The organism is Vagococcus penaei, assembly GCF_001998885.1.
Taxonomy (GTDB): Bacteria; Bacillota; Bacilli; order Lactobacillales; family Vagococcaceae; genus Vagococcus; species Vagococcus penaei.
Map to the genome: position 1 here is coordinate 366,080 of NZ_CP019609.1, position 24,314 is coordinate 390,393.

Annotated in this window: 26 protein-coding genes and 1 tRNA gene; 6 read left to right on the forward strand and 21 right to left on the reverse strand. The window is 32.6% G+C overall.

Features of this window, described 5'->3' with window-relative positions:
• Positions 1-77 precede the first annotated feature (77 nt).
• Positions 78-150: transfer RNA gene (locus BW732_RS01710), tRNA-Thr, on the reverse strand.
• 156 nt (positions 151-306) lie between these two features.
• Positions 307-1,932: an MFS transporter gene (locus BW732_RS01715; protein WP_077275166.1), complete on the reverse strand. Its 1,626-nt coding sequence runs from the start codon at positions 1,930-1,932 to the stop codon at positions 307-309.
• Between the two features lie 276 nt (positions 1,933-2,208).
• Between BW732_RS01715 and BW732_RS01720 the strand changes: the two genes are divergently transcribed.
• Complete coding sequence (locus BW732_RS01720) at positions 2,209-2,763, forward strand: P-loop NTPase family protein (protein WP_077275167.1); 555 nt, start codon at positions 2,209-2,211, stop codon at positions 2,761-2,763.
• Between the two features lie 94 nt (positions 2,764-2,857).
• Here BW732_RS01720 and BW732_RS01725 read toward each other — a convergent pair whose 3' ends face one another.
• The gene (locus BW732_RS01725; RefSeq protein WP_077275168.1) at positions 2,858-3,370 is read right to left on the reverse strand and encodes an adenine phosphoribosyltransferase; all 513 of its coding nucleotides are present in this window, start codon (positions 3,368-3,370) and stop codon (positions 2,858-2,860) included.
• A complete protein-coding gene (gene recJ, locus BW732_RS01730) occupies positions 3,370-5,691 on the reverse strand; it encodes a single-stranded-DNA-specific exonuclease RecJ (protein ID WP_148112213.1) in 2,322 nt (773 codons plus the stop codon). The genes BW732_RS01725 and recJ overlap by 1 nt, the downstream gene beginning before the upstream one ends.
• A 153-nt stretch (positions 5,692-5,844) precedes the next feature.
• Between recJ and BW732_RS01735 the strand changes: the two genes are divergently transcribed.
• Positions 5,845-6,756 carry a polysaccharide deacetylase family protein gene (locus BW732_RS01735; RefSeq protein WP_077275169.1) on the forward strand — a complete coding sequence of 304 codons (912 nt, stop codon included), beginning with the start codon at positions 5,845-5,847 and terminating at the stop codon, positions 6,754-6,756.
• Positions 6,757-6,824: 68 nt separating this feature from the next.
• Here the strand turns inward: BW732_RS01735 and BW732_RS01740 are convergent, their stop codons facing one another.
• The 10 genes from BW732_RS01740 to BW732_RS01785 form a co-directional block, all read right to left on the reverse strand.
• Complete coding sequence (locus BW732_RS01740) at positions 6,825-7,442, reverse strand: lysozyme family protein (RefSeq protein WP_077275170.1); 618 nt, start codon at positions 7,440-7,442, stop codon at positions 6,825-6,827.
• A gap of 42 nt (positions 7,443-7,484) precedes the next feature.
• Entirely contained in the window at positions 7,485-8,744 is a 1,260-nt protein-coding gene (gene dltD, locus BW732_RS01745) for a D-alanyl-lipoteichoic acid biosynthesis protein DltD (protein WP_077275171.1), read from the reverse strand.
• Positions 8,741-8,977: a D-alanine--poly(phosphoribitol) ligase subunit DltC gene (gene dltC, locus BW732_RS01750; protein ID WP_077275172.1), complete on the reverse strand. Its 237-nt coding sequence runs from the start codon at positions 8,975-8,977 to the stop codon at positions 8,741-8,743. Before dltC ends, dltD begins: the two co-directional genes overlap by 4 nt.
• A 29-nt stretch (positions 8,978-9,006) precedes the next feature.
• The gene (gene dltB, locus BW732_RS01755) at positions 9,007-10,230 is read right to left on the reverse strand and encodes a D-alanyl-lipoteichoic acid biosynthesis protein DltB (protein WP_418369027.1); all 1,224 of its coding nucleotides are present in this window, start codon (positions 10,228-10,230) and stop codon (positions 9,007-9,009) included.
• Complete coding sequence (dltA, locus tag BW732_RS01760; protein WP_077275174.1) at positions 10,230-11,756, reverse strand: D-alanine--poly(phosphoribitol) ligase subunit DltA; 1,527 nt, start codon at positions 11,754-11,756, stop codon at positions 10,230-10,232. Before dltA ends, dltB begins: the two co-directional genes overlap by 1 nt.
• Positions 11,757-11,776: 20 nt before the next feature.
• On the reverse strand, positions 11,777-11,932 hold the full coding sequence (locus tag BW732_RS01765; protein WP_077275175.1) for a teichoic acid D-Ala incorporation-associated protein DltX: 156 nt from the start codon (positions 11,930-11,932) through the stop codon (positions 11,777-11,779).
• A 348-nt stretch (positions 11,933-12,280) separates the two neighbouring features.
• The gene (ntdP, locus tag BW732_RS01770) at positions 12,281-12,814 is read right to left on the reverse strand and encodes a nucleoside tri-diphosphate phosphatase (protein WP_077275176.1); all 534 of its coding nucleotides are present in this window, start codon (positions 12,812-12,814) and stop codon (positions 12,281-12,283) included.
• 102 nt (positions 12,815-12,916) lie between these two features.
• The gene (mutY, locus tag BW732_RS01775) at positions 12,917-14,143 is read right to left on the reverse strand and encodes an A/G-specific adenine glycosylase (RefSeq protein ID WP_077275177.1); all 1,227 of its coding nucleotides are present in this window, start codon (positions 14,141-14,143) and stop codon (positions 12,917-12,919) included.
• Positions 14,140-14,937: a recombination regulator RecX gene (recX, locus tag BW732_RS01780; protein ID WP_077275178.1), complete on the reverse strand. Its 798-nt coding sequence runs from the start codon at positions 14,935-14,937 to the stop codon at positions 14,140-14,142. The genes mutY and recX overlap by 4 nt, the downstream gene beginning before the upstream one ends.
• A gap of 56 nt (positions 14,938-14,993) precedes the next feature.
• Positions 14,994-15,764: a hypothetical protein gene (locus BW732_RS01785; protein ID WP_077275179.1), complete on the reverse strand. Its 771-nt coding sequence runs from the start codon at positions 15,762-15,764 to the stop codon at positions 14,994-14,996.
• Between the two features lie 214 nt (positions 15,765-15,978).
• Here BW732_RS01785 and BW732_RS01790 point away from each other — a divergent pair, with 214 nt between their 5' ends.
• From BW732_RS01790 to BW732_RS01805, 4 genes are all read left to right on the forward strand, one after another.
• Entirely contained in the window at positions 15,979-16,521 is a 543-nt protein-coding gene (locus tag BW732_RS01790) for a sigma-70 family RNA polymerase sigma factor (protein WP_077275180.1), read from the forward strand.
• A 57-nt stretch (positions 16,522-16,578) separates the two neighbouring features.
• The gene (locus tag BW732_RS01795) at positions 16,579-16,788 is read left to right on the forward strand and encodes a DUF1659 domain-containing protein (protein WP_077275181.1); all 210 of its coding nucleotides are present in this window, start codon (positions 16,579-16,581) and stop codon (positions 16,786-16,788) included.
• Positions 16,789-16,808: 20 nt separating this feature from the next.
• A complete protein-coding gene (locus BW732_RS01800; RefSeq protein WP_077275182.1) occupies positions 16,809-17,021 on the forward strand; it encodes a DUF2922 domain-containing protein in 213 nt (70 codons plus the stop codon).
• 158 nt (positions 17,022-17,179) lie between these two features.
• A complete protein-coding gene (locus tag BW732_RS01805; protein ID WP_077275183.1) occupies positions 17,180-17,524 on the forward strand; it encodes a hypothetical protein in 345 nt (114 codons plus the stop codon).
• 509 nt (positions 17,525-18,033) lie between these two features.
• Here BW732_RS01805 and tagD read toward each other — a convergent pair.
• The 7 genes from tagD to wzy all read right to left on the reverse strand — a co-directional run bounded on the left by tagD (position 18,034) and on the right by wzy (position 24,300).
• The gene (gene tagD, locus BW732_RS01810; RefSeq protein WP_077275184.1) at positions 18,034-18,444 is read right to left on the reverse strand and encodes a glycerol-3-phosphate cytidylyltransferase; all 411 of its coding nucleotides are present in this window, start codon (positions 18,442-18,444) and stop codon (positions 18,034-18,036) included.
• 63 nt (positions 18,445-18,507) lie between these two features.
• Positions 18,508-19,920 (reverse strand): oligosaccharide flippase family protein, encoded by a 1,413-nt coding sequence (locus BW732_RS01815; RefSeq protein ID WP_077275185.1) that lies wholly within the window; start codon positions 19,918-19,920, stop codon positions 18,508-18,510.
• A complete protein-coding gene (locus BW732_RS01820) occupies positions 19,913-20,635 on the reverse strand; it encodes a polysaccharide pyruvyl transferase family protein (RefSeq protein WP_077275186.1) in 723 nt (240 codons plus the stop codon). The genes BW732_RS01815 and BW732_RS01820 overlap by 8 nt, the downstream gene beginning before the upstream one ends.
• A gap of 8 nt (positions 20,636-20,643) precedes the next feature.
• Positions 20,644-20,964, reverse strand: a complete 321-nt coding sequence (locus BW732_RS01825; protein WP_152023765.1) for a hypothetical protein — start codon at positions 20,962-20,964, stop codon at positions 20,644-20,646.
• A gap of 50 nt (positions 20,965-21,014) precedes the next feature.
• Entirely contained in the window at positions 21,015-21,950 is a 936-nt protein-coding gene (locus tag BW732_RS01830) for a beta-1,6-N-acetylglucosaminyltransferase (protein ID WP_161485495.1), read from the reverse strand.
• Between the two features lie 2 nt (positions 21,951-21,952).
• Complete coding sequence (locus BW732_RS01835; protein ID WP_077275189.1) at positions 21,953-22,945, reverse strand: glycosyltransferase family 2 protein; 993 nt, start codon at positions 22,943-22,945, stop codon at positions 21,953-21,955.
• Positions 22,942-24,300 (reverse strand): O-antigen polysaccharide polymerase Wzy, encoded by a 1,359-nt coding sequence (gene wzy / locus BW732_RS01840; RefSeq protein ID WP_077275190.1) that lies wholly within the window; start codon positions 24,298-24,300, stop codon positions 22,942-22,944. The genes BW732_RS01835 and wzy overlap by 4 nt, the downstream gene beginning before the upstream one ends.
• Between the last annotated feature and the right edge of the window lie 14 nt (positions 24,301-24,314).

The following is a 24,314-nucleotide window of genomic DNA, read 5'->3' on the forward strand; positions in this document are numbered from 1 at the left end:
TTCAAATCAATAACCTGAAAATACAACAAAAAAATCAGTAGGTATCGAAACACCTACTGACTTAACAACTTTAGATAAGCCACCTATGAGGCTTGAACTCACGACCCCCACCTTACCATGGTGGTGCTCTACCAGCTGAGCTAAGGCGGCAAAATTAACTACAAATAGTATAATACCGATATTCAGATGGCTTGTCAATATCATATTTTAGTTTAGTCCAAGAATACTTTGGGTTTAAAATAAAGTCTTATAGAAAACAAAAAGCTAAGAAATAATTGAACTTACTCCTTAACCCTTTATCAGTATTTATTTAGCACTTGTTGAAGCTTTTTTCTTAGAGTCTGGTTTCTTTTGATATAACCCAATTGTTAATAATAAACTAATTAGCATGACACCAGAAGCAATACCAATCGTTTTTACGACGCTTCTTGTAAATGTATCATCTAATTTAGACACAATTTTTGTTTGTTCCTCTTTAGTAATGTGCATTGTTTCAGGATTGGCTTCTTTTAAAGCCTTAATCGAAGAACCAGCACTTTCTACCACAGATTTCTCTAGTGGTTTTTGCACCTCACTTGGTAAATTTAAGTTATCTAGTGAATGTGGCACATCCGTTTGTAACTGCATGACAAAAATAGTCCCAATAATCGCAATACCTAGAGCAGAGCCAATTTGACGAATCGTTGATTGAACGGATGACCCTTGACCCGATTCTTTTGGTGGTACGTCTTTCAAAACAATTGACGTTAATTGTGCTGAAGCAAAACCTAGTCCAATACCATAGACAATTAACCAAAAAATAATCCAATTAAGACTGCTTGTTGGTGAAACGGTCTTAAAGAATCCAAAGAAACCAAGCGTTTCTAAAAATAGACCAAGTGACACAACAAAGGCTGCAGACGTTTTTTGAACGATAAATGAGGCTAAACCTCCTGCGATAAATGCCCCAACACCCATCATAGCTAAAATGACACCTGATTTGATTGGAGATAATAGTAAGATGTTTTGTAAAAACAGTGGTAATAAAAATAATAACCCCGACTCACCAATTGCTACTACACCCGCAATCATATTTCCTAAAGAAAAACTCTTGAAGCGGAATAAGGAAATATCTAAAAGATGTGATTTATTCGCTTTATTTAAGTGACGTTCCCATACTAGAAATAGCACTAAGATAATGGCACCTACTCCAAGCATATAAGGAATAGCTGACAAATTACCAATTGTCCAGTGATCACCTTTTGGCTTCCACCATCCATAGTTACGACCCTCAATAATTCCAAAAATAAGTAAGCCTAATGAAACCGTTGATAAAATAAAACCAATAAAATCAAAACCATTGGTCATTTTTTGACCATACGTTTCCGGTAATACTTTTAATGCGCCAATAATAATGAAAATCCCAATCGGAATATTGATCCAAAAAATCCAATGCCAGGTTAGATAAGTAGTGAAAAAACCTCCTAACAGAGGACCAATAGCCGCCATTCCAGAAATAACCGAACCCCAGACAGCAAAAGCTGTAATTCGATCTTTACCAAAGAACAACGAATTAACAGCAGATAAAGTTGTTGGTAAAACTGTTGCTCCCCCAATCCCCTGAATTGACCGAGCAACCAACATTAACACTACGTTTGTTGAAAAGCTTGCCATGATAGAGCCAATACTAAAAATTATAATACCGGTAATCAGCGTTTTACGACGACCAATATGATCGGCAATTCGCCCCATTGTAATAAGTAAAGTTGAAAAAATGAGTGAATATAAAGTAATAATCCACTCAGCATTGGTAAATGTTAATTTTAAATCTTTCATAATGACAGGTAAAGACACATTAACAATTGTTCCATCAATAACAACCAAAGAAACCGATAATGCCAGTATGGTGAGTGCAAACCACTTATGTTTAAACTCCGTTACCTGATTTTCCATCTTCTTAGCCTCCATATTTCAATTTGTTCGTTATTAATTTTAACACTATCTCATAGTGATTGCACGATTTTAATTAAACTTAAACGCTTGATAACGTTCTCTATAAAGTTTTTTAACTTATCTAAAAAACACTTAATCAATACAGGAAACGTTTGAAGAATATAACAAGATAAAAAACAACATATCTTTAAACAGAGTAATAGTTGTCAAAAAGTATAAAACAATGTATTGTTAAATATAAATCAGACTAAATCGTTTGGGGGTTCGACGCATACTATGAAAATTAGAATAATTGGCTATGCTGGTAGCGGAAAAACATCACTCATGAAGAAACTTGAAGATAAATATGAAATCCCCGGTATTTCATTAGACGATTTTTTAAAAATTAAAGACAAACAAAAGCGATTTGACCGTGTCAATGAGACCATTTCACCACTTCCCTCTTGGATTGTCGAAGGTGTCCAAATTAGCCAGTGGACGAAATCATCGTTTGAAGAGGCTAATTTAATCGTGTTACTAGATTACCCACTATATGTGTCACAATCGCGAGTAGCTAAACGGTCAATGTCCCAATTATTAGAGCCTGGTAAAACATTAGAACAGCGAGATGCAATTATAAAAAGGATGTTTAAATTGTTTAAATGGAACCGTCGCTTTAAAGAACGCCTTCCAACTGTTAAGAGCACTTTATATAACTATCCTGTGACCATTATGATTTTGGAATCTCCAGAAGATGTCGGTCGCTTATATCGCTTTTTAAATCGAAATAAGGATAACATCATCAGTACTAAAAGAAAAAGTTATACCAAAAGCGTCGCTGTTAAAGATTAATGATTACAGCCAGATAAATAATCTTGGCTAAAACAAAAAACGTCCAACATTAGCGAGAACCAAATCTCGTCAATGTTGAACGTTTTTTGTTTTTTTAAAATTCCATTAATGCTAACATGTCATAGCCAGCGATTTTATCGCGACCATGTAGGTCCATTAACTCAACTAAGAATGCACAACCTACAACGATTCCACCTAGTTCTTCAACCATTTGAATTGTTGCTGCAATCGTACCACCTGTTGCCAATAAGTCATCACAGATTAATACTTTTTGACCAGGCTTAATAGCATCTTTATGTAAAGTCAGCGTTGCTTTACCATATTCTAAGCCATAATCTACTTCAATAGTTTCACGAGGTAATTTACCTTTTTTACGTGCGGGTGCAAACCCAATACCTAATTCGTATGCGACTGGACAGCCAATAATAAAGCCACGAGCTTCTGGCCCAACGACCATATCAGCATCCTTTTCTTTCGCATAAGCAACAATTTGACGTGTTGCTTCTTGATAAGCTGCGCCGTTACCCATCAATGGTGAAATATCTCTAAAAATCACGCCTTTTTCAGGGTAATCTGGGATACTCGCAATATAATCTTTTAAATTCATTATGTTTCCTCCTGTTGCAGCAGCCATTCTTTTATATCTGAAACATCACTATAAACAAATAGCTTTTCTGCGTCGATTCGTTTTAAATAGCTTTGATACTCTTGACTTTCTGTTAGCGGATGAGGCTCAGGGTTATCCACACGCTTCATCACACCATCATCTATTGTAACAAATCCTAATTCAAAAAACACTTTTATCATAAAAATTAATTGGTCTTTATCAATTTTTAAATAATTCGCTAAGTTAGCTAACTTGTATCGGATATCAAATTGTTGATGTTCTTTAATGACTTTAAACAATTTACCAAAATCGTCACGCTTAGGCATTCCTTTTAAATAATGCTCAACAGCCACATCACATTTTAAATAAAGACGATCTAACTGACAATAACTAACTAATTGACGAGCAGCATCTAATGACGTTGGACAATCCAATAACACAAGAGCATCATGTTTTAAACGTGCCTGTAACCCAGCATTATCTGCTATCTCAGAAAAAAGTACCACGTCTGATATCGTTGCATACCGACTACGCAACTGCTCATCAAACAACACACAGCACACGTTATGTGTATCAATGACCACATCGTTAGCTTTTTTACCTCGAATATCAAAAATCTGTAAGCCATTAATCTGGAAATCTTGCATCATTAATTGCGGTTTTTGTCGACCATTCCACTCATTAATGCTCAGTTGGCCAACCACTTCAAAAGAGTCACCAGCTAAAAACTCTGCATAGGATGACCCAGATGAAAAGCCAATACAATCGATTTGACTATCCGGTGTCGTTAAACTGAATTTTAAGTGCGACTTATCTGATCCAATTTGTTTTAATTGATCAATCCGCTCACCAACGACACGAATGATTGGCGCTTTATTATCAACACCAAATGGTCGCAAGCAATCAAATGATTTAATATAAGGAATGGTGACATCAGCTAAAGCTAATGTCTCATCAATTAATAAAGAATCCTTTTGCGTTAAATCAATTGGCATAGCTAGTAGTAAAGAAGCTAGTCGCTCCTTAACTGCTTCTAAATCAGTCAATGCAAAAGATAAGCCAGCAGCCATATGATGCCCACCAAAACCAATAAACAAATCTTTCGCTTGATTTAACAACTGAAATAAATCTAACGCTTCGATACTACGACCTGAGCCTTTAACAATTTTAGTTACAGGATCAACGGTTAAAATCAGAGCTGGCTTATGTGTCTGTTTGACTACATGATTGGCAACAATCCCTAAAACACCTTCATGCCAACCTTCTTTGACTAAAATATTAATCGGCAAATCAGCCGAATGATCAATCATGGCTAACGCTTCAGTAGTAATTTCTTTGACTATTGCCTGACGTTTAGTGTTAACCTCTTGAATCATCTCAGCCAAATTTTTAGCTTCATCCTCATCAAAGGTTGAAAGTAATTCCACTCCCGGTGTCGCATCGTCTAACCTCCCTAAGGCATTTAGACGTGGCGCAAATTGAAACCCAACTGTTTCTTCATTCGACTCAGATAATGACGTGCCAGTTACTTCGGCTAACGCATGTAAGCCAATCCGATCTGTTTGCTTCATTAAGTTTAAACCTAACTTAACTAGTATTCGATTTTCACCAGTCAAAGAAACCATATCTGCTATCGAACCAATCGCAACTAAATCTAGTGCTTCAACTGGAATTTCACCAAGTAAAGCTGTCGCAAACTTAAAGGCAACACCAACACCCGCTAAATCTTTAAATGGGTAATCAGCATCTGGATGTTTAGGATGCACAATTGCAAAAGCATTTGGCAATTCATCTGGCAACTCATGATGGTCCGTCACAATGACATCGACACCCTGTCCTTGCGCGTAAGCAATCGCTTCGTGACCACTAACACCATTATCGACTGTAATAATTAATTGAACTCCTTGTGTCTCAATCATCTCTTGATAAACTTTAAGATTAGGCCCATAGCCATCTTTAAAGCGATTAGGTAAATAGTACAAAACATTGGCACCTATTAACTCAAGCGTGTCTTTCATGACTGTTGTACTAGTAATCCCATCTGCATCATAATCGCCATAAATTAAAATCGTTTGATCCTCGGCAATTGCCTCTTGGACACGATTAATACTTTTTTCCATATCATGCAATAACATTGGATCATGTAAATCATTTAAGGTTGGCGCTAAAAAGGTCGCTAATTTTTCAGCCGTATCAACCTTGCGATGCAATAATAATGGTACAAGCTTTTCTGACAGGCCTTGCTCTTTTACCGCATCAGCCAAATCAGTCGTTGGATAATTTTGATCAAGCAACTGCCAGTCAAATTGTGAATTTCTCAAAAAAACACTCCCTTTTCAACGTAAAAAAAGACCTTTTTCAGTCCTTAGCTAATAAATTCTATCATAAATAATGGCATCTCACAATCACCAGAGTTCGACTTGCCAGCCGTTCAGAGATTTGATAAACTGAAAAGAAAAAACAAGGAGATTATCATGAAAAAATGGATTTGGCTCGTTTCAATCTTATTGATTGTTGAAGTAATGGTAGTTGGCATGTTCCTGATGAAAAACCGGACAAATTCAGCTAATCAAATAAAAAACAAATCGCAACAAGAAACAAAACTCATTGAAGTCGGTTCAGACGGGAAAATGACGACTGATACTTCAAGTGATTCCATATCTGACAAACAGAAAAAGGAAAAACCAGATACTAGTAAATGGTTATCAAGTGAAACAGAAATCGCTTTTCCTATTTTAATGTATCACAGTTTAACAACTAGTACTGATGGTAATACCTTAAAAGTACCACCAGCAGAATTCAAAGAACACCTGAAATGGCTCAAGGATAATGGCTACTATACATTATCAACTGAAGAAGCTTACCTGGTACTAACTGAACAGAAAAAACCAGCTGATAAAATCGTTTGGATTACTCTAGATGACGGTTACTTAAATAATTTTGAAGCTGGCTTCCCAGCGTTGAAAGAAAATAATCAGCATGCAACGATTAATTATATTACTTCTAAAATGGGATCTGACAACTACTTTAACTTAGATCAGATGAAGGAAATGGCCGATAGTTCGATCATCGACATTCAAAGTCACACAGTCAATCATCTTGAGTTAAACACCTTATCAGATGAACAAATAAAAACTGAACTGACTGATTCAATGGCTTTTCTAAATAAAAACTTAGATCAACAGACGTTAATGATTTGTTATCCTGTTGGACGTTATGATGAGCGTGTTGTCCAAATAGCTCAAGAAACCGGCTATAAACTAGCCCTAACAACTGAACCAGGACTGGCTCGACAGTCAGATGGGCTATTTGCTTTAAAACGTGTCAGAATTAATCCAGGATTATCTGGTGAGATGTTTGGCCAAACGATTACGGCTTACCAATAGGACAAAAAAAACACCTACACTTCAAAAAACGAATAGTGTAGGTGTTTTTTTGTCTGCATTTTTCAGTTTTAACTAAATAATTTTAGAAAAGTTAAATTCATTTTAACACTTTCCGCATATAAAAAGTTACCACCATTTTTATAAAGCATGCCTCGATTATTTAGTAAAGCCAATGGATGCTTATAAAAATATGTTTCTTTAGTATGATTACCTAGTAATGGTGCCAAGACATCTCTTGAATAGACCTTAGCTAGATCGATTGTTTCTTTGTGCCCATGACTGGCAACATAATCAATGTAGCTTGTCCCAAAGTTATAAGCCTGCACTGCTGTCCAAATATCACAATTTTTAGCCTCTGCAGCTTTGATAACTTCGGCTAAATGCTCCACACCCGAATCAATACTTTCTTCAGTTGTAGTAATTTGATTACGGACACCATAGCGGCTCTCGCTACTCTGCATCACATCAACATGATTACCCTTTGACTCAGTATAGATAATCGCTAAAGCAATTTCACTATACTCACTAATACCATATTTTTTACTAGCTTCCTCAACTTCAGGTTGCCATTTTCTAACCTGCTGCACTTGGCGATAAACGATAATTCCTGCAGCTAATACTCCACAAATAACCACTAGCAAAAATGTTATTCCTAATTTTTTGAGCCATTTTCTTTTTTTTGTCATAACATCTGCTAAACCTTTCTCTAAATAACTAGTTGATAGCTTCTAATGATTATATGCTGAACGCCAATCCTTACTCAAATATTTATCAGAATCGATACGATAATCAAGTGACTCTTGTTGTTTTAAAAACTCTTGTAATCGGGTATCTAAGTCTAGCCAACCAACCCAGCCAATATGAATGGTGTCTTGCATAAAGTAAGGCACATCTCGCTTATCCGTAAAATCAACAACTTGGTTGAAGCCTTGTGAAGTTAATTGCTCATTTATTTTTTCACTAAATGTATCTAACATTTCAGTTGATAAGCCCGTATAATTGGACCAGCGTTCATTCACAGGTGGGATCACAAATAAAGCATCAATATTATGTTTAGCAATTTCATTTAGCACAAGTTGGAAATCTCCGAACTCAGGTGAAGATAAGTAATTGAAATCTTTTTGTGAATTCTTTAATTGATTTTTAGCAGGTAATATACGTTTCGAATAAAAACTATTGCTAATCTCAAATTCGTTATTATTTGTCGCTTTTTCACCTAATTGACCAGCTAAATTTTGTAACTCAGAAAAATTATACTCAGCAGGTAGTTGTTTGGTTGTCCGTTCAATCTTTTCAATACGGTCTTTCAAGACAAACTTACTAAATAGCTTATCTTCATTGGCTAACATTTTAGAACGATACTTGATGGCACGTTGCTCTGAACGCGTCAAGTTTTTCCCAGACTTGATACGTTTTAATATCCCTTTTAATTCTGTATCAGATTTGACACTATCAAACGTTAGCAAGCGTTTAGCCAAGTAACGATCATTTTCGTCTGGTTTTTCAAGAGTTTGTAACCACTGAAAGACTTGCAAGGGAGAATAAAACAATGAAAACATCCCTTGACCAACACCCTCTTTTACAAACCACTGTGGTGAAATGATGAAAACAATTTTTTTACCATTTAACTCGTCACCCATTGAATTTAACATAAAAAAGTGTGTCAACGACTGTGTCCCAGGTGCACCTAATAAAAAAGGTGTGTAAGGTCGATTATATTTTTCGGCTAAAACAGACGGATGAAAGGCATCAATCCGGCTTAATTCAGATGAACCAAAAAATGGTAAATACTCATCAGTAGCCATTGCTGCATTTTTAACATTATCGCCTTTTAAAATATTCACCGACATAGATGAAGAAGCTTTTAATATTGACTCTGAAGACGGCTTATCAAAAAAGCGAAGTGGGGATAGAAAAATGATTCCTACTAAAATGATTGCCGCAATCAGGGGACCAATTGCTGTCCCTAATTTTTTCCATGAAATCATGACTGCAAGGCAATAATTTGGTCAATAATTTGTTGAGGTGTTCCCCATTCTTCACGCTCGTATTCAGAAACTGGTACAGTCACTCCTAGCTGACCATCAATTTCCACTAATAATTGAACCGTACCCATTGAATCTAAAATACCTTCATCATATAAATTCACATCTAATTGATCACTTACATCTGTTCCTGTTAAATCTTCTAAAATTGCTAAAATTGTTTCTTTTGTATCCATGACTGTGTCATCTCCTAATTAATTTTTTATTATAGCGCAAAAAAGTGTTTAAATAAAGTATCTAAGAATCCTGAGAAAATCAAGAAACTGAAACAAACCGCATTAAAGGTAATAAATACACCTAATGCATTAGTATAAGCATTACTTGGTAATTTGTCTTTATGTTTTTTCTTGTAACGTAGCCAAGCGTCATTAATACAAATCAAGCTAGCATGGTACAAACCGTAAACAATATAGTACCAAGTTAAACCATGCCAAACACCCATTAATAAGAATAAAGTAAAATACCCGACATTGGAAGCGACTATTCGACTTTTAAAGACTTTCTTTTTCATTAAGGTAAACATTAAGCGCATATAAACGTAATCTCTAAACCAAAATGATAACGTCATGTGCCAACGATTCCAAAATTCTTTAATATTCGCACTTAAAAATGGCTTATTAAAGTTAATCGGTGTTTCATAACCTAGTAGGTAACTAGTCCCTACTGCGAATAAACTATAGCCAGCAAAATCAAAGAACAGATACAAGCTATATACATACATATAGCCTAACGTTCCCATCCACACTCCAGCATCGGTCAAAGCGAAACTTTGAACGTGTGGCATTAATTGACTGCCTAGGAAATAGCCAATAATAAACTTATATAGAAAACCTAAGAAAATAAAGTGAATACCTTTACCCAATAAGATTGGATATTTTTCTTTATCCGGTGGATTTTTCATGTCTTTAAGGAAACGACGGTACCGATCAATCGGCCCAGATGAAATCGTTGGGAAAAAGAGTAAGAACTGAATGTAGTAACTCATTTTGTACTCTTTGATTAATCCGTCACGCATTTCCATTATTACTTGTACAGACTTGAATGTTAAATAAGAATAACCTAAAAAGCCAAACAAGGTTTTACCAATTGTAAATGGTTCAAGCTTGATGAATATCATTGGTAACAAACTAAGGAAGACGGCAAGATAGAACCAACCGGTCTTATTGTTTTTTTGGCGATACTCAAAATAAAGTTTGGTCAGAACACACTGCCAAATCACATAGACAATCAATGCAATTCCCTGGCGCAAATTAGGCCCAGCAAATCCCATCCATAAGAAAACAACGGTAATCAAATTTTGATACCATAACAGACGCTTGCCTTGCAATGAATAAATGATAGACGGTAAAACTAATATAGCAATTAAAATAAAATAATATGGCTTTTCATATGGTGTAAGATGAGGAAACCAACTAGCAAACTCACTCATCATTGACCGTTCACCTCTTGAATCAGTTTTTTCCGGTCAACCTTACCATTTGAAGTTAAGGGCAATGCATCAACTAAAACAAACTTTTGTGGCACCATATAATCCATAACTGTTTGTGATAACTGTGCTTTTAATTCTTTTACAAACTCTTTTTGTTCTAGATTAGCAAGTGATGATTCAACGACAACATACGCAATCAGCTGTTGCACTTTATGTAGTCGGTTATATTTCGGTACGACACACGCATTTCTGATACCCTCAATCGCTAGTAAGTGGTGATCAATATCACCTAACTCAATTCGGTAGCCATTCCACTTAACTTGGAAATCTAGACGTCCTTTGTAGAATAAATAACCATCTTTTATGACACCTACATCACCCGTATGATACGCTCGTTCGCCTTCATACGTAAAGAACGCTTCAGCTGTCTTCTCTGGATTATTAAAATAACCAACTGACACACTTGGGCCGACAATCACAATCTCGCCTAACTCGCCATCAGGTAAAACGTCGCCTGCGTCACTCATGATAAGTAAACGCGTATCAGATTTCACACGACCTAAAGGCAAACGGTCGACACTATCAATAATCTCAGAGGTTAACTGGACTTCTGTAATGGCAACAGTCGCCTCAGTCGGTCCATATGTGTTAAAAATATAGGCATTTGGAAAACGTTCCATCAATTTAATTGCTGTTTTGCGTGGCAATTCTTCTCCACAAAACTGGAAATTTTCTAACGTTGGTAAATGCTCGCTATCAAATTCTGGACTCAATAAACAAATTTCCATCATTGATGGGGTTGAGACCCAAACGTTTAAATCTAACGTTGGTAACATCTTAAATAGTGTTGGAAAACTGTCAACGACATCTTTTTCAAGTGGCACTAATGTCCCACCCGTCAGAAGCGCTGGATACAAATCCATTACGGACAAATCAAATGAAAATGGTGCCTGACATAAGAAGCGTTGTCCTTCAGTCAAATGAAAGTCTGCGACCATCCAATCCGTATAACTAATTAAATTATTATAAGTTATTTGGACCCCTTTCGGTTTACCAGTTGTTCCTGAGGTATAAATTGTATAATAAATTGCTTCATCCAAGACTGGTTGTAATTTAACTACGTTTGTTTCAGTATTCGCTGTCCCCTGACAAATGGCTGTTAATTGCTCTTGCTCAACAATCATTGATCCAGATGCTAACGGCCATTCTGCTACAGAAATAACAGCAGTTGCTCCCGATTCCTTAACAATCATCTCTAAACGATCAACTGGTGTATGCTGATCAACTGGAATATAGCCATGACCAGACTTAGTACATGCTAGAAAGCTAATAATCATTTGACTTGTCTGTCCTCCATAAACAACAATTCCTTGTTTATTGGGAAAATTCACAGCCAAATACTCAGCTAATTGGTTTGAATAATGTTCTAATTCTTGATAAGTCAACTGATCATTAACACCATCAAAACATAGCCTATCAGGATATGCCTGTGACCAATCTTGTATCTTTTTTATTATATGATTCATTTTTTTCACCTAACCCTACCTTAAAATTGATTATATATAAACGAGCCACCTCCAACATGGCTGTAATGATAAAGATAAATTAATCCCACTAAAATACCAGCATACAAAAAAGTTTTACCAGCAAATGTCAACCAATAGCGACTCTTGGATACTTGTTTTTCTTCGACCTTTTTCATATTACTCTCTCCTTTTCTTCATCATCTTTCTTACTAATACTAATTTACTAAATTTTGTCTAAGCTAAGAACGCACAAGAGCCCGATTATACACTACGACTTTAGTCTGATTTCATGACTCAACTTATCTATTAAATCATAGTTTGTTTACGATTTCTACTAAACTATCTATTAGTTATTAAGCAATTTTAGTACACACAAATTTCTGATTCTCACTTTTCCGAGTATACTAGATATTTACCAATTTTCAATATCTTAATTAGAAATTTTCATCTTGTTTTCATAATAAAAAGAGCAAGTAATGTCAAATCAATTACTTGCTCCCTTTTTATACATGATTGGACGATTCTTATCGTCTTGACAACTGCTGATAACGTTGATACCAAGTCTCGACATATTCGTCAGAAAAAGGCCCTTTTTCATTGTTAATCCAGTCAACTAAAGTCTTGACATTTTCTTTTAAAATCAAATCAATTTCACCAGAATAATGCATTTCTTTACGATGCTCTTCATACTCGTCAACATCTAGCAGACGCTTTTCACCATCAGGAAATACTTTAATATCCAAATCATAGTCGATATACTTTAATGCTTCCTCATCTAAAACAAATGGTGATGCTAAATTACAATAATAAGATACCCCTTTCTCACGTATCATAGCAATTATGTTGAACCAGTATTTTGTATGAAAATATAAAATCGCTGGTTCTCGCGTTACCCATCGCCTTCCGTCAGCTTCGGTTACTAAAGTATGATCATTCATACCAATCAGTGAACACTCGCTCGTCTTTAGAACCATAGTATCACGCCAAGTTCGATGCAAACTTCCATCATGCTTGTAACTCTGGATCGTTATAAACTCTCCTTCTTTTGGTACACGCATCCTGCCCCTACTTTCCTTGACATCAATCAGTCAATTTTACCATTAGGGTGTTCATTACACCGATATCAGAGTTATTATATCACAAATTAAAATTAATGGTCACTAATAATACCCTTTTTTTACAATAATCTCCCACATTTTATCTTGTGGTTTAGGAAAGGCATAATTTTTAAAATCTTCCGGTGTAACCCAAATACCATTAGGGAATTCTTGGAGCACCCTTTCTTTTGACAAGACACCATATGCGACTAAAATATGCCACTTGCGATGACTGAATAGATGCGTGATGGCTCCAACTGGTTGTGTCTGCCAAATAGCCTGAGGATAATGTGTGATTAATAGCTGATTTAAAGGGGTTAATGTCTCTAAATCACTCATCTCCTCAGCAGCTAACGCATCGAATAAATTTTCTTGACTAGGAAAAGACACAACCGCTTGTTCTTTTTCATATGATTGCCTCGATTTTTCAATCACTTGATAAGTTTCTTTAGGGACTTCAAGCATTGGAAACGTCCAAAAATTCGCTAACAAACCATCAGCTGGTCGTTGGACAAACAAGTACGCGCCCTCAGAATTTTTAAGCGCTAACCCAACATGATAACTTGGAACCGCTTTGGCTTTTTTCGTTTTAACTGGGAGCGTTGTCTCAATGCCACGTTGTCTAGCCTCACAAAAGGCTTTAATCGGGCATGTCTCACACTTAGGCTTAGTTGGATTACAAATATCTGACCCCAAATCCATCAACGCCTGATTAAAATCACCCGGTTCATTCTGGGAGATAGTCTGACGTACAACGTCATCAAATACACGACGACTTTTAACTTGTGCAATATCATCTTCTATACAGAAGAGCCGACTATAGACTCGCATCACATTACCATCAATTGCTGGCTCTGGTTGATTAAAAGCAATACTGGCAATCGCACCACCAGTATATGGTCCAATCCCCTTTAACGCTAAAATTGAGGTAATATCTGTTGGCATCTGACCTCCATGCTCGGCAACTATCATTTGTGCGGCCTTTTGCATGTTGCGCACGCGCGAATAATACCCTAAGCCTTCCCACGCTTTTAATAAACGATCCTCTTCCGCGTTAGCTAAATCAGTAATCGTTGGAAACCAATCCATAAAACGCTCAAAGTAAGGTATTACCGTCACAACTTGCGTCTGCTGTAACATAATCTCAGAGACCCATACACGATAAGGGTCAGTATTTTCACGCCAAGGTAGTACACGCTTTTCCGCATGATACCATGTTAATAAATGGTCTTGAAAGGCGGCGATTTTGGCATCAGACCACGTCACTTTATCTTTATTCTCTTTACTCATTCGTCTGTTAACTCTTTCTCACGAAGATAGTGTTGGATGGCATCATAGCTAAACCCTTTTTGCATTAATGAGCCAATAATTTTTTGTTTCCGTTTAAATCCTTCCAATTTGCGGTGACGTTGCCACAACTTATCTCCCGCTATCTGCAACAACTCTTGCTCAGATACTTCATCTTTTTCGATAGGCAACTCCGTCAGCACGTTATTAATGACCTCACTCGAAAAACCCTTGGTCATTAGTAATTGGCGCGTTTTATTTAATTTTTCTTGATGACTTTTCGTTCGATATTTTCTCAAGGCTTTTTCACCTACTTGATAAGCCACCTCAACTTGTGAATCAAAAGGATACTGTTCAAGAGCTTTTTGGAGTGTTTCTTCTATAATCCCACGTTTAATTAATTGCTGGCGAATAACTGAAGGACCTTTATCTGATGTCCTCACCATCGTCCGCACATAACTCTCAGCATAAATTAAGTCATTTAATAATGTTAATTCTCGCAGTCGAATAATAATATCAGGAATAATTTCCTCATCAATCTCTTTCCGAATCAAAAAATCACGTACTTCCTTCTCAGAACGTAATTGACTATTAAGATAGTATAAGGCTTTTTGGTAGCCGACTGTCATATTAGATTCCTTACGAACCATCTCAAGACGTGCATCATCAATCTCTTCACCCTTTAATAAACGGTGCCTGACAATCGCATCTTCTGAGACATCAAAGGCGATCCCAGACTCCATACGTAGTCGGTAGTTTTGCCCTTTTAACTTTTTGACAGATGCAATAATTTCCATGCCTAACTCATCCTTTTCTCGTAAACTGCTATTACTATACCATATCCAAGAAAATCTTACATAAAATCAATCCACTTATCAAACAACTCACGTGCCGAGAGACTCGTACTACCTTGAACATAACTTCTAAATAATTGAAATTCTTTCAAAGTTAACTTTTGAACTAACTGTATGAAGCGATTACGTTGATCAATAATATAACTTCCTTCCCAACCTTTAAAAATTAGATGAGGATACTCTTCGTCTAGTGAATGTAATTCATGAGTAAAGAAAACAGTATACAGTTTGACCGTCTGCCAAACTCGTTTTTTGATTGTTGGATAAGTCAGTGGGACTGTTATCTCAAGATGATTAGAAAACGTTAAAAATGGCAAGTCACGTGCTCGAGACGTGACATTATCCAAATAAGTCAGGTTAATTAATGTGGTATTTTTTCGAACCCCTCCATCTGTCAACATAAATAACGTTCCGACTTTCATATATGGAAACTTACGAAATTTCCGATTATACAACAAATGAATAATCTTTCGAATTGAATTGTGATTAAGTGAGCATGTTTGATCAAACTCTTTTAATAAAACTTGACTCGACTTATGCGTTAAAATCGGACAACCAACACGATTAATAATTAATGTTTGGTAGTCGGTTGCTATAGCGTTACTAGTCAAGTCAATCGCCATAATTGTATCGCCACTTAATACTGCACCGTTTTTTATGATAGCGCATTCAATTAGTGGCATCAAATTAAAATATTCCACAATATCACCATACAACACTCTTTGATACAAGTTTTCTTTTTCGACATCAGAATAACATTCTAGAATCATTTATACATCTCCTAATATTGATTTTTTGATATTAATCAGATTAATAATTAAAAATATCATAACATGTTTTATTTTGAATTTAAAGACATGTTATCGTTATTTTTTATGAATTATCAACACTTTTAGCGAATTATCGTCACGCTCAAATCTTCCCATTATTCTAAACTATTCTCGACTGGCCGGTCAGACTATTTGTCTAAAGGAGACGATCCCCATGTTGACAGAATCAGAACTAATTGAACACTATCATGTGTTACTTTTAGGTGCTTTAAAACGTTGTCATATCAAGTGTCATCATCCGGAATTTGACGATTACTTACAAATTGCCCGGTTAATACTACTGGAAACTTATCGCGAATTTAGTACCACGAATCAAGACACGTCAGGCTTTCATAATTTTGTCTACCAAAAAATTTATTGGCAACTAACTGATACCTTACGCAAGGAAGCCAGACGAACTACCACACAAGATGTCATTGACCCCTATGTCATGGATTACACTGACCTCCCAACAACAATCATTGATGAAGAAGCGATTGCTGTTAGCGAGCTAATTAGTGCCCTTAGTCCCGATTTAACTAAGCATGAGCGTCGTTACTTAATTGAGACGTATATTAATGACCTAACAGTCAAACAGCTAGCAGAAAAATATCAAGTCAATCGGACTGCCGTTTACAAGTGGCGACGTGGTGTCGCAAAAAAATATTTGAATTATTTAGCAAAACAGGGTGTACAAAATGACGACGGATTTCGTTAATAATAGTGTAAGGCGCGCAACTTACAAAACTAAAAAACAGAAAAGGAAGTGACTCAGATGGCTTCAACTTTCGCAGAGAAAAAAGTCCAACTAGTCTATGACAACTTAAACGACGAGAAAAAGAGAAAACAAGCTTTTACTAACCTCACCGAGGAGGCGAGTGATGAAAACATTATCGCATTTGCTAAAATTATTGGCAGCTTGGCTACCGACGAAGAGCCTCTTAACAGTCTATTTGTCATTGAAAGTACGCATCATACATTATAAAAGAAAGCAGGTAGATAACGATGAAAAAATTAACGATGACTTTCCAGATGAGTAACGGTAAACAGACATCCTTAAAACCAGCTGTCGCAAAAGACGACCTAGCTGCAGATGATGTCAAAAAAGCGATGGGTGAAATTTGTACCTTAGATATCTTCAAGAAAAATGGTATCGAACTATACCGAGCACCAAAATCAGCACATTATACTGAAACAATTGTCACAGAAATTTTCTAATTTCTAACTTCATTGGTTTCCCATTAAACGACAAACCTCTCAAGCTAAAAGCTTGAGAGGTTTTTTGTCCCTAAAACAAGTTAAAAAATGAAAATATTAGTCAGAATGACTGGGCTAGTATATAATAAAAGCAACTATAGAAAAAAGGTAGATTGATTATGACAACAGAAAAAAACTATATTAGTATCAAAACAAGCAAAACCAATGGTAAAAAAACTTTAATTATTAATAAAATATATGCCTTACCCAACCAAGCAGATGTCTTCGACTTAGTCACTGACCATCTAAAACTAGTCGGTTGTGTCGTTTTCTCAGAAAAAGGTGATTTATTACTTGATATTCGCCCAGAAGTAATTGATCATTTTAACTTTCAGCTAACTGAATTGCTAACAACGTATTTTGATTTAGCAAATGACACTATTTCTAATGGACAACCAGAATTTATTGCATTACATGAAAACAGTCGCATCGATGATATTTTTGAAGTTTTATTACAACACTAAAACAAAAAGCTAGGACTAATTTTTATAGTCCTAGCTTTTTGACGAATGAATATACTAAAACATATATTCCCCTTCCCATTTCATAGACGAACGAGCATCCCCTGTTTGTAAACTATCACTTAAAAGACTTTAAATGATAGTATCCCCCGATACATAATTAACACTACGTTATACAAACATCTACGATAACATTTAAGATATGTTATTGAATAATTAAATTATAACTCGAAATGTTGATTAAATCAATAACAAAATGTATTTTTTTGTGAACAAGGTTTTAAATAACTAATTAATTTAATATTATATTCGTTATTTAAATACCATATGGAAATATAAAACTACACAAAACATACTATATTAGTCAATAAAATAATAATAACACACTTTATATGAAAATGTATTTTTACAATAAAATAACCCACTATTATCACAATAAAATCTGATTTTTGTATAAGAAAATTACAAAAAATCAATAAGTCAAAATGATTACTTTGACTTATTGATTTTGTTTATTTTTTTACCATATTTTTTGTATGTAAATCTTTTTTAATTTGACTCGTTGAGATTTCTGGTGTTCGTTCTAGATAAACGACTTCAGCACCAGTTTCTTTAACAAAATCAAATTTACCTTTCCAGTCGTCCCCCATCACAAAGACATCGACTTTAAACTCATCAATGTCAGTAATTTTTTGTGTCCAACCTTCTTCAGGAATTACTAAGTCAACATAACGAATGGCTTCAAGCAACATTTTACGTTTTTCATAATCGAAATAACATTTCTTTTGCTTTTCGTTCCAGTTAAACTCATCTGTCGATAGAGCAACGATAAGGTAGTCTCCTTGCTCTTTTGCACGACGTAGTAGGTTAATATGACCATAGTGCAACAAATCAAATGTACCGTATGTAATTACTTTTCTCATGTCTTCACCTCTAATTGATATATTTCTAGGTTAGCATAGATTGGTGGGAAAGGGAACTAGGGATTATTTAACTATATACCTCTTTCTCAGGTTATCAAAAATTAATAATACATATTTTTTATTGTTTAGCATAATAAATAAGAATAAAATAAATTCGCTAAAATACATTATAATATTATTTTTAAAAATACAAAGTACTAGCCATTGTAATAAAACTATTACATTATTAAGTAAAAAAATTTTTAAATTAATATCTATTTTTATATATCTTTTTGTATCTTTTAACCTTAAAACAAACATACCTAAGAAACTCAATAAAGTTCCAATACCTGCCCCACTTATCCCTAAAAGTGGTATTAGCAACAAGTTACTACTTAAAGTTAAAAAAGCACCAAAAATTGAGGATATTAAGACACCTTTTGTATTCATTGAAGCAGTATAAACAGAACCAACAAATCCTGATAAGCTAGAATACAATGAAGCAATCAATAACACAGGTACTAATTGCCAACTTGCATAATAATCTTGAGAAACTAATATATATACTAAAAATTTTGTAAACACTATTATACCTGAACTCACTATAAATAGTATACTTGAATAAAAATTAAAAGTCTTAGAATAATATAAACTATTATCAGAAGAACTAACTTCTTCCATTGAAGAAAGTTGCCAAGCTTGAGCGAAAATACTTGTTATCATTGTTAATAAGGAAGGAATCTTGTTTGCAACTGCAAATAATCCGTTAAACGTAGCACCTAAATAATAAACTATAAAAAATCTTGTAGAGCCATTTATTAACCACCACATTATCATATTAGGTGTTAAAGGAATTGAGTATTTAAACATTTCTAAAATTAATTTTCTAGAGACTATGTTTTTAATTGATACTTTATTTTTTCTTAAATCTTTATTTACAAAATATAAATATACAATTGATACCATATTAGCAAATACTATTGATAATATAACACCATATATACCTAATTTGAATTTAATTAATAAAACCAGGTTAAAAATAAGAATGACTACTGACATTATAATACCATTTGCAGCAAAATTTTTAATCTTATCTACGGATCTAGTATACTGATCCAATTGTATTTGGAAAATTTGTAAGGCCATCAATAAAATTACCAAACTCCACAAATAATTGGATTGTAAAATAAACCAAATAAACAAAGGTAAAATAAAAATACTCGTCATAACAGTAATAACAAATAAACCATTATAATATATCGAAAACCTCTTTGTATAATCATCTTTTATAAATCTCAAAGTAGCATCTGATATATTTAAAGAAACAATTGGAATAAACAAACTTATTATAGTAAATAATAAATCAATTTTACCAAATTCAGTTGTTGTTAAATAATATGTTTGTAATGGTACTAAAAAAAAGTTTATGAATCTACTACCAAAGTTCCCAATTGCAAAAATAACAGTATTCCCAAGTAACTTTTTATATCTATTCACAATTATTCACAACCCTGTTAGTTTCTATCTTTCTGATTAAATTTTCAAATTCTAAAAGGTGTTGTTCTGAATTATTACTTTTATTTGAAATAAAGAAAGTATCCGATAATATATCTGATAGAATTCTCTGTTTATTAATTTCTAAATCACTATAATTATTAATATTACCCTTATAACCAATATCAGTCAAAAAATTGTTAGTTTTATTAGAGTAAGATATGGGATAAAAGGGGATCCCATATACGTCTGATATAATTAGAGAATGAAATCTTATCCCTATAATCCTATCACAAGATACAAAATTATTTAAAAAATTAATTTCATCATTTAAATATGGAACTATTTCAATTTCATTTGCATGTTTAGCATATTTTTTGATATAAAAAGCCGACACTAAATCATTTTCATTTTCAGAGTCAAATGAGAATAACTTTACTTTAGCCCCTCTTTTTTCAATAACATTATCGCATATATCTGCTAATACTCTATAAGATGCAATATTACTATCGCCTTTTATTGGTGATCTGTACGCTGAGATACCTAATATATATTTTTCATTGTTTGAATTAACCTTTTCCACATTTTCTAATATATAAGGTGTTTTTGCTATGTTATAAACAAAGTCATCAATTAAAAAACATGATTTTAGATTGAGATGACTTATTAATTTATAAGAATAATCATCTCTGACAGTAATTAAGTCATTTATTTTCATTTCACTCTCTAAAATTTTTTTCCAATCTTATGCTCTATTATCGGAAAATTAACTCCCATAGTCGCAACATAAATCTTTTCTTTTTTTAACTTTTTTAAAAGTCTAATTCTTTTCAAACGAAACAATTTGCCCATAATAGAATTTAGGTTATTAAATAATGAACCACCTATTGTTAGATATATAGATAAATCTTTTAACTTAGATTCAAATTCATTTTCATTATATATATATATATTATCATAATCCTTAAATTTTTCTCTAACAATGCTCCTATCAGAAAAAATAAAAAAATTATGATCTTGAAAATTTTTGACTAAAGTAATAATCATTAAATCATCACCTATATTGTTATCTAAGTATGCCGATATACAAATATTCACTAATTTTCTCCTTTATTATTATCTAAAGGTATTAATTCCTCAATAACCTTAGAAATTATTTTATCGTCAATCTTGTTATCAAACTTTCTTGAAAATAAATGACCGTGCAGTCTTGCTTTTTTTAATGTTTCATAGTCTTTTAATTTCCATACATATGGAGTTCCATCCCACCAATTAATGTATCTTAAATTACCTTGGAATTCTGTTTCTTTATTAATCATACTAACATTATAATAAATTGTATCTTCAAGTTTTTCTTTTATTATTACTGAAGGCATGAATAATTCATCCACAAGAAAACCATTGTTAAATTTTTGATATATCCATTCTTCATTTTTTAACAATTTCAATGCAAAGCTATGATTTAAAGAAACCCAATTAGAACCAAATCCCAAATACCTATCTTTTAATCTAGACTTAGTTACCATGACGGACAATTTATTTACCTTATGAAAAAAAAATTTTTTTATTTTCGAAGTTAATGTCTGATGAGATCTAAAATATTTAGTACCAAAATATTTTTTAGTTCTATTATTTAAGCTTTTTTTATCCACATCCTTAGAAAATGTAATAAATATTTTATTTTCATTCTTTTCAAAAAAATTATGAATAACTTCTTGTGAACATAATGGCAAGTCTAAACCCGACAAATAATGGTAGTAGTAGTATTCCCCGAAAATCGACTCTTTTATAAGATTTAATTGAGCTTGAACTTGACTATATGAACCCCAATAAATAGGTATTCTATCCAAAAATGTTACCTTAGAAAATTTTGTATAAATGGATAGATTTTTATCTATTTCATTTGACTTAGAGTCAATTAAAATAAATATATCATTTTTACTGCTATCTAATAAACCTACTAATAATTTTAATTGCTCTTGATTACGGTCAGCAATTATTAAATATGCATGTTTTTTTATAATGTTATTCATTTTTAAGCTCTCATTTCTTTTATAGCTTTTTCTACTCGCATACAAAAATAAAATAAGTGGAAACATTCTTTTTTCAAAATAATTTTATAAAAAATTATTCTTAGGCTAGTAGGTTTAGACTTTTTTAATAACTCGTTATATACTTTATTATTTTTTTCATTTATTAAAAATTTTTTAAAATCCCAGTAGCTATTTGATATAGCATAAAGTTTTAAACTAACAAACAGATAATTAAAATGTATATTTAAAACTTTTTGAAAATTATTTTTTTTATCATTATCAAAAGTTATAGTATTTTTAATCTGATTGTACATTAAATAATAAATATACAAATTATTTAAATTATATATTGAGCTTAAAGAATTAGATACATTATTTACTCTGTAATTATACAAACTGTCAGGAATAATTACTATTTTTTTTATATTTTTAAAATAATCTAAGTTAAATAAAAGATCTTCCCCTAGAGATATTTTTTCATCAAACATATTTTTAATAAGTTCTTTTTTATAAATTTTATTCCACGGACTATTCAACAAATTATTTTCATAAAGTGTCCCAAATATCTGATAAAACTGAGTGTTTGTTAGTATTTTTTCTTCATCTAAATAGATTTTTTCTTGTTTCATACCTTCATATGATATATTATATCCACAAATTACTAAGTCAGCATGATGAGTAACAATATACTTATACATAATATCTAAATAATTTTTCTCTATACTATCGTCAGAATCAATAAATACTATATACTTTCCATTAGCTTGTAAAAGACCATAATTTCTAGTACTTGATACCCCAGAATTATTTTTATAAAAATATTTAATATTTTTATAGTTATCTATAAATTCCTGACATATCTTTTTCGAATCATCATTAGATCCATCGTCTACTAAAATCAATTCAAAATCTTGAAAGCTCTGTTTAACTATGCTGTTAATACAAGTTTTTAATGTGCTCTCAGAATTAAAAATTGGAACAATAACTGAAATCATATTATACTCCTAAATTTAATTTTTTTAAATATTTTTAATAATATACTAGCTAATAATAAAGTAATTAAAAACGAACGAACTAATCCATAAAAAGCATCTCTCGTCCACCATAAAAAATTAACAAATAGTGGAACTATCACTACAAATTTTAAATAGCTTTTTGAACTTAAACAATTTGTAAAATAAGTTGATACGTATTGTATAAAAAAACCAATGATGGGACAGATAAAGAGACCAAAATATCTAAAATTATAATATACTTCTCCAATAATAGAGCCACCTAAAGCAGCACCTTTTAACTGTTTAACGTAATGGAGTGATTCAATCATACTCTCCATAAACAAACCTTTATTAGGAAATACTGAGAATACACTATTGATATATGTTGATCCCCAACCCATTTTACTAGAATCATCAATTTGAGATATAGCTTGATATACTGTTTGAATTGTACCACCCATCTCATTTACCAATCCTATTATAGGATTTTGTTTAAAACTTTGCATATAAATTTGAATAAATAATGATATATTTTTAGTTGTTTCTAGCCTAAAACTTGCAATAGAGACTAAAAAATTAAAAAAAATTATTCCCAATAAACTATATAAAACAATATTTTTCCAATTAATTTTTCTTATACTATTATTATATATATACATATATAATAATATATATATTACTTGTTTTCCTCTACCACCACTTGCCATACTTAATATTAAATATAAAACAACAGATATTAAAATAAAAGAAGATTTACGCTTATTATAGCAACTATAATAAAGAATTAAACCAGCAGTACCAGCAAAAAATAATAACCCTAATTCACTGACATAACCATTAACCTGATTATTAAAAACATCTAAATAATTTCCTGTAACAGCAGACTTATATTTTGTATAATCTATATAAACTTGAACAGGTAGACCTAAAATAATGAAAGCTAAACTAACCTTTTTTAAAATAAGAAAATTATCTTTTTTTCTAAAATTTTCTTTTATCTTTTCGTTTAAAAAAACTGACCCTAATAATATTCCAAAAACTATTAAATTCATAGAAATATATGAAAATAAATATGCTTTAGTTAAAATATTAAAATCTAAAATAAAAAAAAAGTTTTCTTTCATTACTTGAGCATCACCATTTGTCAAAACAAAAGATATTACTTGTCCAAAGTGAAAAAGAAAAATTAGAACAACAAACAGAAAACTTAAACTCATATAATTGATATGAAATATTTTAAACAAAAAAATTATTAAAATAAAAGTCATTAAAATTATAAAGAAAAAAATAGTAATCCATTTTTTTCCTGTTGACGTACTTAATAATAAAAAGCTTGTTGAACCAATTGTATAAATAACAAATAAAAAAA